Origin of the sequence: Niastella caeni (assembly GCF_004834005.1) — a bacterium.
GTDB lineage: Bacteria > Bacteroidota > Bacteroidia > Chitinophagales > Chitinophagaceae > Niastella > Niastella caeni.
This window is the reverse complement of record NZ_STFF01000001.1, coordinates 831,397-845,833: the sequence shown is the minus strand read 5'-3', so window position 1 is coordinate 845,833 and position 14,437 is coordinate 831,397. Positions and strand designations below refer to the sequence as shown.

General features: G+C 45.2%; 9 protein-coding genes. 7 read left to right on the top strand and 2 right to left on the bottom strand.

Features of this window, described 5'->3' with window-relative positions:
- Nucleotides 1-11: 11 nt before the first annotated feature.
- A complete protein-coding gene (locus FAM09_RS03210; protein ID WP_136575627.1) occupies nt 12-4,961 on the bottom strand; it encodes a LamG-like jellyroll fold domain-containing protein in 4,950 nt (1,649 codons plus the stop codon).
- A 1,115-nt stretch (nt 4,962-6,076) separates the two neighbouring features.
- Here FAM09_RS03210 and FAM09_RS03205 point away from each other — a divergent pair.
- From FAM09_RS03205 to FAM09_RS03185, 5 genes are all read left to right on the top strand, one after another.
- Nucleotides 6,077-6,553: a RidA family protein gene (locus tag FAM09_RS03205; protein WP_136575626.1), complete on the top strand. Its 477-nt coding sequence runs from the start codon at nt 6,077-6,079 to the stop codon at nt 6,551-6,553.
- A gap of 496 nt (nt 6,554-7,049) precedes the next feature.
- On the top strand, nt 7,050-8,273 hold the full coding sequence (locus FAM09_RS03200) for an aminotransferase class V-fold PLP-dependent enzyme (protein ID WP_136575625.1): 1,224 nt from the start codon (nt 7,050-7,052) through the stop codon (nt 8,271-8,273).
- 213 nt (nt 8,274-8,486) lie between these two features.
- Entirely contained in the window at nt 8,487-9,740 is a 1,254-nt protein-coding gene (locus FAM09_RS03195; protein ID WP_136575624.1) for an amidohydrolase/deacetylase family metallohydrolase, read from the top strand.
- A gap of 23 nt (nt 9,741-9,763) precedes the next feature.
- The gene (locus FAM09_RS03190; RefSeq protein WP_136575623.1) at nt 9,764-10,690 is read left to right on the top strand and encodes an RraA family protein; all 927 of its coding nucleotides are present in this window, start codon (nt 9,764-9,766) and stop codon (nt 10,688-10,690) included.
- A 168-nt stretch (nt 10,691-10,858) separates the two neighbouring features.
- Entirely contained in the window at nt 10,859-11,998 is a 1,140-nt protein-coding gene (locus tag FAM09_RS03185; protein ID WP_136575622.1) for a bile acid:sodium symporter family protein, read from the top strand.
- Between the two features lie 184 nt (nt 11,999-12,182).
- Here FAM09_RS03185 and FAM09_RS03180 read toward each other — a convergent pair whose 3' ends face one another.
- Entirely contained in the window at nt 12,183-12,560 is a 378-nt protein-coding gene (locus tag FAM09_RS03180; protein WP_136575621.1) for a winged helix-turn-helix transcriptional regulator, read from the bottom strand.
- Between the two features lie 248 nt (nt 12,561-12,808).
- On the opposite strand from FAM09_RS03180, the gene FAM09_RS03175 reads away from it, so the two are divergent.
- On the top strand, nt 12,809-13,669 hold the full coding sequence (locus FAM09_RS03175) for an SDR family oxidoreductase (RefSeq protein WP_136575620.1): 861 nt from the start codon (nt 12,809-12,811) through the stop codon (nt 13,667-13,669).
- 20 nt (nt 13,670-13,689) lie between these two features.
- The gene (locus tag FAM09_RS03170; RefSeq protein WP_136575619.1) at nt 13,690-14,391 is read left to right on the top strand and encodes a DsbA family oxidoreductase; all 702 of its coding nucleotides are present in this window, start codon (nt 13,690-13,692) and stop codon (nt 14,389-14,391) included.
- Nucleotides 14,392-14,437: the final 46 nt, after the last annotated feature.

The following is a 14,437-nucleotide window of genomic DNA, read 5'->3' as shown; positions in this document are numbered from 1 at the left end:
TGCAGTGTGTACTATCGCTGAATGATCAGTTGCTTAACCTGTACATCAGTAGCTGTAACCAGTTTTATAAAATATACACCGGTGCTGAGTTGACTGGTGTTCATGGGATACGTAAGCAATTGGTTGGTGTTTGTTTCGCCCTGGCCTACCACTTTTATTAAGCGGCCCTGGGTATTATACAATTCAACCCGGTATTTGCCTGGTTTGTTCAGGGTAAACGCAATGCTGCATTGATTGCTGGCCGGTGTTGGATACACCATGAACTTTTGCTGCGCATCAATGATCGCCTGCGGTTGATCGGCGACTATGCGTGCATTGTTTGTTTCACAAGCACCCAGTTCTGCGCCAAGATATAAGAGAATGGGTACGGCCAGTTTGCTTACACAAAGACCAAATCCATGATAACATGCCATTACTTTTTGATCCCGGCCGCCGCATCGTACATCTTCCACATGCAGGTTAACGGAAGCAGTAGCAGTACAGCCATATTGATTTGTTGCTTTTGCCGTATAGGTATATTCGCCAGCCTGTGTTGGCGTAAATAGCGGGTTGGCAATGGTTGAATCGCTTAATGCATTGGCCGGGCTCCAGGTGTATTGAGCAGGCATTGCATTGGCGGCGGTTAACTTTAATTGCTGCGCGCCATAACCTAAGTAAATGGTATTGGCATCGCCGCCGGTATAAACAGGATTGGTACGGCTTACCGTAATGGCTGGCGCCGGTATAACACCTATTACCGTAACGATTGCTTTTGCTGTGGCGCTGTTGTTATTGGAATCAATGACGCTTAATTGTACTTCATTGCCGCCAATGTTCGTACAGTTGAAAGTGGATGGTGAAACCTGCATTTGTTGAATGCCGAATGTATCCCATGAACCATTGTTCACGTCACTGGCAGTGATGGTTGCCGTGCCATTTGATAAGGTAACAGAAATGTTTTTGGTGATGGCTACCGGTGGAACGGTATCTATAATCCTGAACCACCAGGTAGGTCCGGTGGCTGCTTCGCCATCGCGCACTGCATCAACCCGCCAGTAATAGTTGCCGGGCCTGTTTGCATCTGTTAACGCAAATGACGTAGTGGTGATGCGGGTAATTAATTGTTCCAGGCTATCGGGTGTAGTGCCTGCATATACATTATAAGTTTGTCCTTTGCCTTTCCAGCCCAAATTAATGGTACCGTATGGTACAGTGGTATCGCCATTTGCAGGTTGCGGATCGGTTACTGCTGCTATTAATGGATTGCCATTGAGCAGGGAAGCTATTTCTGCTGGCGATAATGCATAGTTATACAAGCGTACATCATCCATTACATCATGGAAGGGTTTATTCTCTAAGGAATTACCAATGAGCAATGGAACCGCTTTGCCGATGGTGCCAATGGTGGTATAGGTTTTTGAACCTGCCTGCACCCCATTAATATAGACCCTGATCTGTTTGGCAGCGGTATCTTTTATGACAATAATGTTGCTGAAGTTGTTATTGAAGATATGGAAGGCCGATGCTTTCTTCAAACTAATATCCAGGTTAGTTTTTGTAGAAGCATCATCGATAGCGAAAGTAAGGATACTATCTTTCAACTGAATGCCGTACCATTTGCCACCCGGATCGGTGAACTGTCCTTTATGGATCAGGTAACAATCTTTGCCACCGGAGGAATTATAATTGCTTGAACCATTGGTGAGTTTTACCCATAATGAAATAGAGAACGAATTGGCATCAAACAGCAGGTGTTCGGCATGCGGCACATGCACGGCGCTTGCTGCCACCGGGTTAAGGTATTGCAGCCCATTGCCAAATTTGCCTGTCGTAAATGTCACTTGCGGCATATTCACGATGTTTCCGTTATGATGGTAGTTGCTGTTATCGGCAACAACGGTACCACTGGCTTCATCAAATTTCCAATGGCCGCTCATGCCTTTGGGTGAAACAGCCCTGAACCACCAGGTAGCACCTGTAGTAGTGCCTGCATCGCCTTCCGCGTCAACCCGCCAGTAATAATTTGTTTTGGCAGTAAGATTGGTGAAGGTATATGTTGGTGCATTTAATGCTATATCTGAAACATACGACAGGTTGCTGGAATCGGTGCCGGAGTATAATTTATACCTGTTGGTTTTCAATCCGCCTTTCCAGTTGATCCGCACACTGTCGCCATAGCCTTCCAGCATTGCGCCATTCGCCAGGGATGGATTGTATGGTTGTAAAGGCAACGGACTGGTATGGTACAACCCAAGCACTTCCTCAGCGCTGAGAGCGTAGTTGTATATTTTCAATTCATCGAGCATGCCTTTGTAAGGCGCTGGTTTGTTGGCGGAAGACAAAAACTCCAGTTCGCCGATGTTACCGATGATGAGGTCGCTGGCTTCTCCGATGCCGGCATTGGCTTTTGCGATGGCGGTTTCTTTAACCAATGCGCCATTCATGTACAAACGCAACTTTTTGGTAGCTGTATCCCTGATAGTTGTAACATGCACCCAGTTACCCGTAAAGAAAGGCGTGCCATCTGCCTGCAATTCATCTTTACCACCACCATTGGCATCGTTGTCATCATCAATGGCAAAGCGTAATTGTTTATTCTTAAACTCGATGTCGAAGCGTTTGCCGGTAGCGCCGGTAGTACCGTTGCGGGTGATAGAACCTTTGCATAGCAGGTAGGCGCTGGTGTTATTGTCAGCAGGCAGTAATGAAAGATCGGCTTTCATCCAGAACGAAAGAGAAAACGAACTTTTGTCTAAATACAAATGGTCCTGGTGCGGCACATTCACTACATACATATCCTGGCTGGCAGTAGAAAAATCAAGCGCGTTGTTGATTTTACCGGTTACCCGGATGTTTTGATTGTCGTCATCAAGACCTAAAACCCCATGGTCCTGGTAAGTGGAAGAATCGGTAGCCTGCCGGCCTTCGGTCTCATCAAAGCTCCAATGGCCTGCCAACCCGGCGGGGAAATTTTTGCTGGTCCTGAATTGCCAGAGTTCACCCTGGGTAGTTCCTTTGGCGTTGATGGCATCGATACGCCAGTAGTAATTTACAAAATCAGTTAAACCGGTGACACTGTACGATGCATTGGGTGTATAAGCTATTTCTGCTTTTTTAACCAGGTTGCTGGTATCGGTGCCGAACCAGATCGCATACGTTACTGTATTGCTGCTGCCCGACCATTTTAAAGTGGTGACGCCACCAGCTAATTCAACATACTGGTTGCCGTTGGCCGGCACCGGAGCCGTAGCTGCTGACGGAGCCGAAGGCAATGGTGGCGTTTTTACCGAAACAGGTGCGCTGTAGGAGGAAGCGCCGCTGCTGTTCACCGCTTTGAGGCGATAATAATATGTTGAATTGGGCAACAAACCTGTGCTGTCGCTGTAGGAAGTAGCGTTCGTTGCAGGATGTGTAATATCAGTATATGTTACACCATTGGCAGACCGTTCCAAAACAAAATGATCTTCATTGGAAGCATTGTCGGTCCATTGCACAACGATCTTGCAGTAAGGCGCCGGTAATTCGAAGGTGGAAGCTGTTAATGTAACATTCGAAGGCGGCCTGATGAAAGTAGCAGGCGGTGTTTCTAACAAGGTATTGATGTATACTTCAATATTCAGGTATTGCGAATGAGTGATATTGTATGCTACCGCATCCTGCGTATTGTTCTTATTCAATCCATGCGCATCTTCCCAACTATCGGGCATACCATCGCTGTCGGAATCGAGTGGAGCAGGGGCATTAAAAACGGTTCCAACCCCGCCATTGGTAAATGGCAGATCAGATTCGCGGTACACATAATAGCCTTTGGTGCCGCGCGACCGAACTTCTTCTGCTAATAAAGAATCGACCTGGTCGCGACGGGGATAACTTGCACCCACACTATCAATGACCCAGCTATATGCCTGTTCGGCAGTGAAGGCCGGGTTCGCTTGTGGATAGGGGAAAGGTTGGGTTTTAAATCCATCGGCGGCAATGCCGGGATAACCGAGGGTATCGTAAGGCACCAGCGCACCATCCTGTATGCCATTCTGGTTGTTATCGAAATAATTACCCGCGCCATATAAAAAGAAAGTGCCTGTTCCGCGGGAGAAAGGGGTTGTTTTATTAGGCGGCGTAAGTGGCCCACCCATGAAATAGTTGTTGATAATATTTACTTCAGAAACACCGGCCGAGCCTCCCATAATATATGCATCGGCCGACCAGCCGTAATTCAGGTTATCGCCAAGGCGGTTGCCATTGCCCCAATCGTACACCACGTTGTTTACAAATTCATTCACCCCTTTTACTTTGGGATTACGCGTTTTATTGCTGATGTACAGGTTTCTGATCAAACTTACTTTTCCGCCATCAGGCGTTTGGATCAACCCACCGGCCGAATGGTTTTCGCGGTGCAATCCCTGCGCGATGATGGAGTTTTGTACGGTAATGCTATCCGGCGCTGTGCCTTTGTTATCCCAGTTAATGGAAAACACTTCATCCATGCCCCAGCTAAACGACATGTGATCGAAGATCATGTTAGCGCCATTGGCCAGGCCCGATGCATCTTTGCCCGAGTTGCCGGCAGCTCCCAGTCTGATACGCAAAAAGCGACAAATAGTATTGTTAGCGCCGGTAAACGTCACCCTTTTATTGAACAGTACAATACCGTCGCCCGGTGCGGTTTGTCCGGCAATGGTAACATTGGCAGCTACCACTACATCAGAAGCCAGATTAATAATACCTCCAACGGCAAAAACGACAATCCGGCCAGGCGTGCTTACTGCTTCGCGAAACGAACCCGGACCGCTGTCGTACAAATTGGTAACTACATACACGGTTGGTGTTGCAACACCCCGCGCGCCTTTGGCAAAACGCCCGAACCCGGTAGCGCCGGGAAAAGCCAGGGTTTGCGCATGGGTAACTGTAAAAGAATGGAGGAATAGAAAGGAAAGGACCGCAAAGAGGATCACTTTGCGTTGACGTAAAGCAAATTTTCGCATGGCAATTAATTATGGAATGGTGTTAATTGGCAATCGTTTAGTGCACACTGTTTTCAGTACCTGCAATCGCGATCAATGTTAATTAATTGCCCTTGTTGCATTGTCCTGCTCCATCCTGAGTGGGTATATCTTCTTACGGGGTAGAACAAACTTTCGCCGAGATCTTATCTGCAATTCAATTACGATCTTTTTACGAGCAGGTAATGGCATATAGTTAGCTGCTTTTTCCATCTGATATGCCGGTTTGGTTAAATCGCATGGCAACCTGAGATATCCGCATATCAGTTTTACCTGTCGGCTGCACGGGTTTATCTCTCAACTGAATGAGTTTATCATTCAACTTTGCGGATTTTGATGTTTGCTAGGCAACTTTAGCTGTCCGCCTGCAGGTTTAACACACAAACCTGCAGGAAAACCCCTTTAGCTGAGTGTGTGGCGATCAAAACCGTTCAACGTGTGGTTAAATCCGATAAACAAACAAGTAAAACCTGCAAACCATGTAGCAAATTCGTAAAGTTGGTTATCAAAGACGAAAAACTGATAACCCAGCCCGTTAAACAAACAGGCAAAGATGAGCAACCTGTGGGCTAAGTTGCTATGCAAACAGGCAAACCCTGATAACGGATGGCAAAATACGTTAAACAAACAGGCAAAGATGAGCAACCTGTAAGCTAAGTTGCTATGCAAACAGGTAAACCCTGATAGATAACAAAGCTCGTTAAACCAAACAGTCAAAAAATCAAAAGGTCGATTTTAAGAGATTAAATGATAACCAGGCTTATTAAATGGCTTCTTTTAATGAACAGGCGATCATTCAAAAATTAATTTGGGCCATTTAAAGCTTAAATGGTCGCCGCCACTATCAGGCTGATCATGACAAGATAGGTATGTGCTTCAACTCAATAAGTTTGCTGATAATTGCAAAATTTGCATGTTTTGTGTCTAAAATACTCTACTTAATCTCCTTTATCCAGCTTATAGTTCAATTTATTACTATTTAATGCAAATAATTTGCAATTAATTTTTGCAAATTTCGAGAATGGGTTTAAATTAGTGCGGGGATTCTAAATGGGAGCTTTTGTTAAATCACTAACACTTAAAAGAAAATTTCGCACATGACTAACCAACGCAGGAATGCTTTGAAAAAATTATTTGCATCAGTGGCCGGCACAGTAGGTTTAGGATTATTTGCAAAAGCCGAAACCGCTGCTCCCACCTCACCAAAATCAACCGAAAAAGAAGTCTTTAATGTTGTAGATGACCAGGATGTGCCCTTGTTTTCCGGCGCTACCAAATTCAACGGAATGGTATTCATCGCCGGTAAAGGCGCCCACTTTGAGGGCGATATAAAAGCCCATACCGATCATGTGCTGAAAGAACTGGAAAAAGAATTGCTGAAAGCCGGTTCTTCCATGGAAAAAGTATTGAAGGTGAATGTATATCTCGACGATATCAAAGATTATAAGGCTATGAATGAAGTGTACAAAGGGCGATTTGGAAATAAGCCCCCGGTTCGTACAACCGTGGCTGTTGCCAAAGGCGGTGTACCGGGCGACTCTCTGGTAGAAATGGACTGCATCGCCTACGTATAAGTTTGTAGTTTGTTGTTTATGGTTTGTTGTTTTCCGCGCTTTGAAAAGTAAACCTGGCGTGAAAACTCCGAAAATCAGGGTGTGCTTAGCTTCAAGGCAGGCTTGAATTAAAGAACCACAAACAACAAACCTCAAACCACAAACATCTTTTGGTTAAGGTTCGATTATTGCCGTGGGGTCGCAGCTTTTATTCTCTTATCTCTGCGTCTCTGCGGTTATTAAAACATTTGGTTTCCCAACCAGGCAATCCGTTTCCTAGTATCCTGTATGGCAGGAAGTGATCCAATCATGAGCAGGTAGTGATCCAACCAAACAAGTCACATTTGAACGGTTTATGGTTTGTGGTTTATAGTTTGTTATTGTTCCGTGCTTTGAAAATAAAACAAACGGGTAAACCCATATAATTCGGGAAGAGAGCTGTTTGCTATTATAAGCTATATCGCAAATAAAGAACCACAAACCGCAAACAACAAACCACAAACAACAAACTAACTGTATGCAAAGGAGAGAATTGCTCAAATTTTTTTCTCTATTTCCCATGGCCGGCAGCGCTGCCCTTGTTCCCTGGGCCACTGCCAATGCCGCACCAGTTCCTCCCGCTGAAAAAAGAAATCTTTTTAAAGAATTAGGCGTTCGCACCTTTATCAATGCAGCGGGTACTTTTACCGCTATGACGGGTTCGCTTATGCACGACTATGTTGTAGATGCTATTCAGCATGGGGCTACGGAGTTTTGTATGTTAGATGAACTGCAGGATAAAGTTGGTGAAAAAATTGCGGCGCTTGTTCATTCCGAAGCGGCTGTGGTAACCTCTGGTGCTTTTTCTGGTATGACGTTGGGATTGGCCGGCATCTTAACCGGGATGGACCAACGTAAAATAGAGCAGTTGCCTCATTTGGAAGGCACCGGTATGAAGTCGGAAGTGATCATTCAAAAAGCGCATGACATCGTATACAATCATGCTTTAAAAAATACCGGTTGTAAAATAATTTATGTTGAAACCGCTGCAGAAGTGGAACAGGCGATCAATGAGAAAACAGCGCTGCTGCACTTTTTAAATATCGAGGCCGACAAAGGCAAGATACAACACGAAGAATGGGTAGCCCTCGGTCGCAAACATAATATTCCAACGGCTATTGATATTGCCGCCGATGTACCGCCGGTTTCAAATTTGTGGAAGTTCAATGATATGGGCTTCAGTTTCGTGGTGATCTCCGGCGGTAAAGCAATGCGTGGCCCGCAAAGCGCCGGTTTGTTAATGGGAAAGAAAGAGATCATTGCAGCCGCCCGTCAGCACATGCCGCCGCGTGGTTTTAATATTGGCCGGGGTTTCAAAGTAAATAAAGAAGAAATACTGGGCATGTATGTAGCCCTTGAAAAATATATTCAACAAGATCACAACAAAGAATGGAAAGCATGGGAATCTGCCACTGCGCAAATTGATGCTGCAGCCAAAACTGTAAGCGGTGTAACTACAAGTATCACCGTCCCAACACTTGGTAATGTAACCCCTACCTTACATATTGCATGGGATGCAGCTAAGGTAAATTTAACTGGCAAAGCGCTGCAGGAAAAATTACGCAGTGGCAATCCTTCTATCGAAATTGGCGGTGTGAAGGAAAACAGCATAACCGTTACCGTATGGATGCTTAAACCTGGACAGTCAACAATTGTAGCTGGTCGAATTAAAGAGGAATTAATGAAGGCCGTGGGGGCATAAAACTATTCAGGAAAGGCAGATGAGTGAAGCACCCGGATGCCTCCTGCCTGATGTACCAGGCAGGCAGGAGCTCTGGGCTTTTTAAAATTGAGAAACAGAGAAATGAAAAACAGAGAAAGGAGAAGGCCATAAAGAAAATTGCGTAGGATAGAGAACTTTTGCATTTTCCTACTTCTTACTTCCTACTTCTGAATTCTCCAATACGAATTATTTATGCGTAGAACATGTATCCTATTCTTCCTCTTAATAAATTTATGTCAGGCATCAACAGCACAGTCCTATACGCTTGTAATAAAAGGCGGACATGTTATTGATGCCAAAAATAACATTGATGAGGTAATGGACATTGCCGTTAGTAATGGAAAAATTGTTCGGGTCGCAAAAAATATTGATGAATCAAAAGCTACCCAGGTAATAAACGCCAAAGGGTTATATGTAACACCAGGGTTGATCGATGCCCATGTACATGTTTTTTATGGAAGCGATCCCGACCGCACCTACAGCAATGGCCCGCTGGCCGTTATTCCCGATGTTTTTACTTTCCGCACAGGCGTTACCACCGTTGTAGATGCCGGCAGCGCAGGCTGGCGCAATTTCTCCCAATTTAAAAAACAGGTGATCGATCTTTCGCAAACAAGGGTACTGGCATTTTTAAATATCGTTGGCGAGGGCATGCGGGGTGGCGCATACGAGCAGGAAACGAAAGATATGGATGGCAAGCTCGCCGGCATGACCGCCAAACGGTACCGCGATCATATTGCAGGCATTAAGGTGGCGCATTTTATAGGCAACGAGTGGACGCCGGTTGATGAAGCGGTGAAAGCGGGTAATCTGGCAAATATTCCCGTAATGATAGATTTTGGAAGCAGTGTTCCGCCGTTATCTATTGAAGAACTCTTCACCAAACATTTACGGCCGGGCGATATTTTCACGCATTGTTTTGGCCAGTTGCGCGACCGGGAACCTGTGGTTGATGTAAATACCAAAAAAGTAAAACCCTTTGTAGTGGAAGCGCAAAAAAAAGGGATTGCATTTGACCTGGGCTATGGTTCCATCAGCTTTTCTTTTTCGCAAGCCATACCGGCAGTGAAAAGCGGCTTCTATCCCAACTCCATCAGTACCGATATACATGCCAATAGTATGAATGCTTCCATGAAAGACATGCTCAATGTAATGTCAAAAATGATGAGCATAGGCATGAGTCTGCAAAATGTAATACAAGCCGCCACCTGGAACCCCGCGCGGGAAATAAAGCATGAAGAATTAGGCCATTTATCTGAAGGCGCTATTGCCGACATTGCTATTTTTGGCTTGCGCAACGGTAAATTCGGTTTTTTCGACTATACGGGATATAAAGTAGAAGCCTCCCAAAAGCTGGAATGCGAAATGACCATTAAAGGTGGAAAAATTGTATATGACCTCGATGGTTTGGCCACGCCCATAGTGCCAGCCAAAACGGGCGGTTAATGAAAATACTATAATACCTGATCATGAAACGCATTATTATAATAACAATTATTCTCCTGCTGTGCCAGGTTGCGGCGCCAGTGCAGGCACAAACAATTCCGCGGGATGAACTGGTCTTCCTCACCTCCGAATGGAAAGGGGAGCGGTTTGCAGATGGGCGTCCGAAAATTCCGGACGACCTGGTGCGACGGGCGCGCAATATTGCTATTGAAGATGCCTGGACGATCCTGAGCAACGAAGGATATACCAGCCAGTATGAAGGCAACTGGAAAATGGTGCACAACGATACGCCGGTAGTAGGCCGGGCGTTGACGGCCTGTTTTATGCCCTCACGTCCGGATGTTGAGAAGAATATTAAAGAACGAGGCAAGAAAGAAGGCCGTATAGGGAATACCAATTCCTGGCCTATTGATATGCTAACTAAGGGGGATGTGTATGTGGCGGATGGCTTTGGGAAAATTGCAGACGGAACATTGATCGGGAGCAATCTTGGAAATGCCATTTACAGCAAATCGGGCAATGGTGTCGTTTTTGACGCTGCCGCCCGCGACCTGGAAGGCCTGACAGAGATAAAAGGATTTAATGCATATGTGCGTGATTGGCACCCCTCTTATTTGAAGAACGAGGTGTTGATGGGGTTGAATACGCCTATTCGCATCGGGCGGGCAATAGTAATGCCCGGCGACCTGGTGATCGCCAAAAAAGGCGCTGTGATATTTATTCCCGCCCACCTCGCGGAAAATGTGATCGTGACGGCCGAGTTTATTATTTTAAAAGATAAATTTGGTATCAGCATGTTGAAGGCCGGGCGGTATACGCCGGGGCAGATCGATAGCCAGTGGACCGATAAAATAAAACAGGACTTCCTGGATTGGTTGCAGAAGAACCCGAATGAGATCCCGATGACCCGCGCCCAGTTGGATGAGTATATGAAGAATAGAACATGGTAAACTAATGTGCTAATGTGCTAATTTGCTAATTTGATAATGTGATAATGGCAAGCGAGTAGTTAGTAGTGAGTAGGTAAAGGCAAATAGAATCATGAAAGATGAAGGAAAAGCGTGAGCTTAAATCCATAATTTACCAAAGTATCCCAATCACTATAGACTATAAAAAAAATGAACCGATATAAGATTGCCCTGCCAATAGCTGTTGCCTGCCTTATCGCTTTTATCGTCTTTACCATTCTTATTGATGTAGTGTTTGCAGGTCCCTGGTTGATCGCTTTTTTTATAAGTCTGTCGATTGGTTGCAGAGGATATGCTTCCCTGAAAGGGTTTTCTTTTACGGGGCTGATCTTTGCTGCCGTAACCACCGCACTTTATTACCCTCAATATTTTGTAAGCTGGGGTGGCGTTAAACTCGCTACGCTTTTTACGCCGCTGCTGCAGATCATCATGTTTGGTATGGGTACCGAAATGGGCATTAAAGATTTTGCGAACGTTATCAAAATGCCCAAAGCGGTATTGATCGGTTTGTTCGGACATTTCACCTTTATGCCATTAGCCGGTTATACACTGGCCCGCATTTTTAACTTTCCCCCCGAAATAGCTGCCGGCGTGGTATTGATCGGCAGTATGCCTTGTGGAATGGCCTCCAACGTTATGTCGTACCTGGCCAATGCCAACCTGGCGTTGTCGGTTACGCTAACAGCCGTTGCCACCCTGTTATCACCGTTTTTAACACCCTTATGGATGAAAGTGCTGGGTGGACAATTCATTACGGTAGATGCAGGAGCCATGATGTGGGATATTATAAAAATTGTGGTGGTGCCAATTGGCGCGGGTTTGTTGTTCAACCGGTTCTTTAAAGGAAAAGTAAATTGGCTCGATAAAATTATGCCGCTGATCTCCATGTTTGGTATTGCTTTCATTATTGTGATCATTGTTGCCGCGGGACGTGACAACCTGATCATAATCGGACCTGCATTAATTATCTGCGCGCTTATTCATAATACCACGGGTTATTTATTTGGCTATTGGATAGGAAGACTATTCAGACTGGGAGAACGGGATGCGCGTACGATCGCTATTGAAGTGGGAATGCAAAATGGTGGATTGGCATCGGGTCTCGCGCGGGAAATGGGAAAAGCCGCTACTTTGGGTTTAGCACCTGCGATCTTCGGCCCGTTGATGAATATTACCGGATCTATTCTGGCATCTTACTGGCACCGCAGACCGCCGGTTGACAAAGAGGAAATAGTGAATATCGAATCTCCAGTGTTGAATGTGGAAGGCGGAGAAATAAAGAAGGGTTGATAAGTTGACGAGTCAATAAGTTTCTGGATTCATTGGTTTGCCTTCAGCACGAACACAGAACCGGCAACTGAAACTGTAAACGTGAGCGGCAATCGCGAATAAAGGCCTTGAAACGTGCAACCTGTAACAAACTGGCAGGGTGTATCAATGCGCGGCCACAACCACAAACCATAAACCACAAACTCTAACTCACTTTTTTCTGCGCATACTTCGCCCTGTTCTTCAAAATACAATCCATATTTTGAGCAGCCCATTGAGCAAGCTGCTCAATATGCGGCAACAAACTTCTGCCCAAATCGGTTAACTCATACTCTACACGAGGCGGAATTTCAGGATACAACTTACGTGACACCAATCCATCGGCTTCCAGTGAACGCAATGTAACCGTGAGCATTTTCTGTGAAATATCACCGATCTGCTGGTTCAATTCATTAAACCGTTGCTTACCCACATGTCCCAGGATAGAAATGATTAATATACTCCACTTGTCGCCGAAGCGATCGAGTATGTGGCGGATGGAACAGTTGGGGTGCCCGGAATTATTTTCGTTATTATTTTTCATGTCTAAACATTGATAACCAACATTACTTACCTTCAGGTAACTGGCTAACAGTAAAGTAACTTCTTTGTTGGTATTAACTTACTTCTTAGCTTTGACTCTCCAAAAGAGAGTAGGAAACTAATAGGATGCAAGTTAAAGCAAAAAAATAACTAACACAAGTTCATCGCAAAATTCGCCCGGAAAACTTCATAAAGAACAAATAATGAATCAGTTGAAGGGGAATTAGCTGAGCGCAAAAAAGTGAATATATGATATTGGTTACAGCAGCTACCGGACACCTGGGAACAGCCACCATCGATTACCTTTTGAAGAAAGTACCCGCTAACCAGGTAACAGCCCTGGTACGGGATGAGCAAAAAGCAGCCAACCTGGCCGCTAAAAGCATCGCACTCCGAAAGGGCGATTATCATGATGCCGCTTCCCTGAAAACAGCTTTCCAGGGCATTAGCACCCTGGTATTTATTTCTTCCGGTTCATTAGAAGACCGGGTAGGCCAGCACCAGAATGTGGTGAACGCGGCCAAAGCAAGTGGCGTACAGCATATCCTTTACACCAGCGTGTTAAAGGCTTCTGATTCGCTGAAATTCTTACCGGCTATCGATCATTACCACACCGAAACTTTGTTGAAGCAGTCTGGCATTTCGTTTACCTTTTTCCGGAATACGTTTTATGCTGAAGTGCTGCCGATGTTATTTGGTGGCGCCCTGGAATCGGGCCAATGGTTTTATGCAGCGGGCAATGCAAAAGTGAATTTTGCGGCCAGGACCGATATGGCTGAAGCAATCGCCAATGTAGCCACATCTCCCGCAGCGCATATCAACAAAATATATGAGATCGCAGGCAATCAGTCGTATACATTTCCCGAAATCGCCGGTGTAATAAGCAAGACCATAGGAAAAACGGTTAGCTACATTCCCGTGCCTTTGGATGCATTGAAAGAAGGAATGAAACAGGCAGGGGTGCCCGAAGCGTACATCCCTATGTATGCCAGTATTGCAGAAGCTATCAGCGCCGGTGAGCTTGATACGGATGATCGTTCGCTGGAGAATTTATTAAATAGAAAACCGGTTGACCTGAAAGAATACCTGCCGAAATTGTTGGGCGCTTAAGAATTAAAGAAAAAATTATTATGAAAGTAGAAATCTGGTCAGATGTGATGTGCCCGTTTTGCTATATTGGCAAACGGCGGTTTGAAAATGCCTTGCAGCAATTGTCGTTCAGGGATGAAATTGAAGTAGAATGGAAAAGCTTTCAGCTCGATCCTGCTATGCAATATGAACCAGGTAAAAGTATACACCAATACCTTGCAGAACGTAAAGGCTTTTCTGTTGAGAAAGCCAAAGAACTGAATGCTCAGGTAACCGGCATGGCCGCAGCAGAAGGGTTGCAATACAATTTTGATAAAGCAGTTGTGGCTAATTCATTTGATGCGCACCGTTTCTCGCACCTGGCAAACAAACAGGGTAAAGGCGATGCCGCCGAAGAAAGTTTGTTTAAAGCCTATTTTACCGAAGGTAAGAACATAGCTGACCGTGATACCCTCATTCAATTAGGCATAGATATTGGTCTGGATGGCGCAACAGTAAAACAGGTGCTGGAAAGCAATGCCTATGCGCAGGAAGTGAAGCAGGACATAGCAGAGGCAGAAGCTATAGGTGTACGTGGTGTGCCGTTTTTTGTGATCGATCGGAAATACGCGGTGTCCGGCGCCCAGTCATCTGAAGTTTTTTTGCAGGCGTTGAATACCTCCTTTTCTGAATGGAAGAAAGAGAACAATAAATTCACAACCATTCAGGGAGAAGTTTGTTCTACCGACGGAGATTGCAAATAAGATCGTATAAAGATATATATTTGCTCCCCCCTAAACGGTTTACCGT

Coding starts and splice junctions, on each gene's coding strand:
- FAM09_RS03175 (WP_136575620.1), top strand. CDS start 12,809: ATGATATTGGTTACAGCAGCTACCGGACACCTGGGAACAGCCACCATC.
- FAM09_RS03210 (WP_136575627.1), bottom strand. CDS start 4,961: ATGCGAAAATTTGCTTTACGTCAACGCAAAGTGATCCTCTTTGCGGTC.
- FAM09_RS03180 (WP_136575621.1), bottom strand. CDS start 12,560: ATGAAAAATAATAACGAAAATAATTCCGGGCACCCCAACTGTTCCATC.
- FAM09_RS03190 (WP_136575623.1), top strand. CDS start 9,764: ATGAAACGCATTATTATAATAACAATTATTCTCCTGCTGTGCCAGGTT.
- FAM09_RS03195 (WP_136575624.1), top strand. CDS start 8,487: ATGCGTAGAACATGTATCCTATTCTTCCTCTTAATAAATTTATGTCAG.
- FAM09_RS03200 (WP_136575625.1), top strand. CDS start 7,050: ATGCAAAGGAGAGAATTGCTCAAATTTTTTTCTCTATTTCCCATGGCC.
- FAM09_RS03170 (WP_136575619.1), top strand. CDS start 13,690: ATGAAAGTAGAAATCTGGTCAGATGTGATGTGCCCGTTTTGCTATATT.
- FAM09_RS03185 (WP_136575622.1), top strand. CDS start 10,859: ATGAACCGATATAAGATTGCCCTGCCAATAGCTGTTGCCTGCCTTATC.
- FAM09_RS03205 (WP_136575626.1), top strand. CDS start 6,077: ATGACTAACCAACGCAGGAATGCTTTGAAAAAATTATTTGCATCAGTG.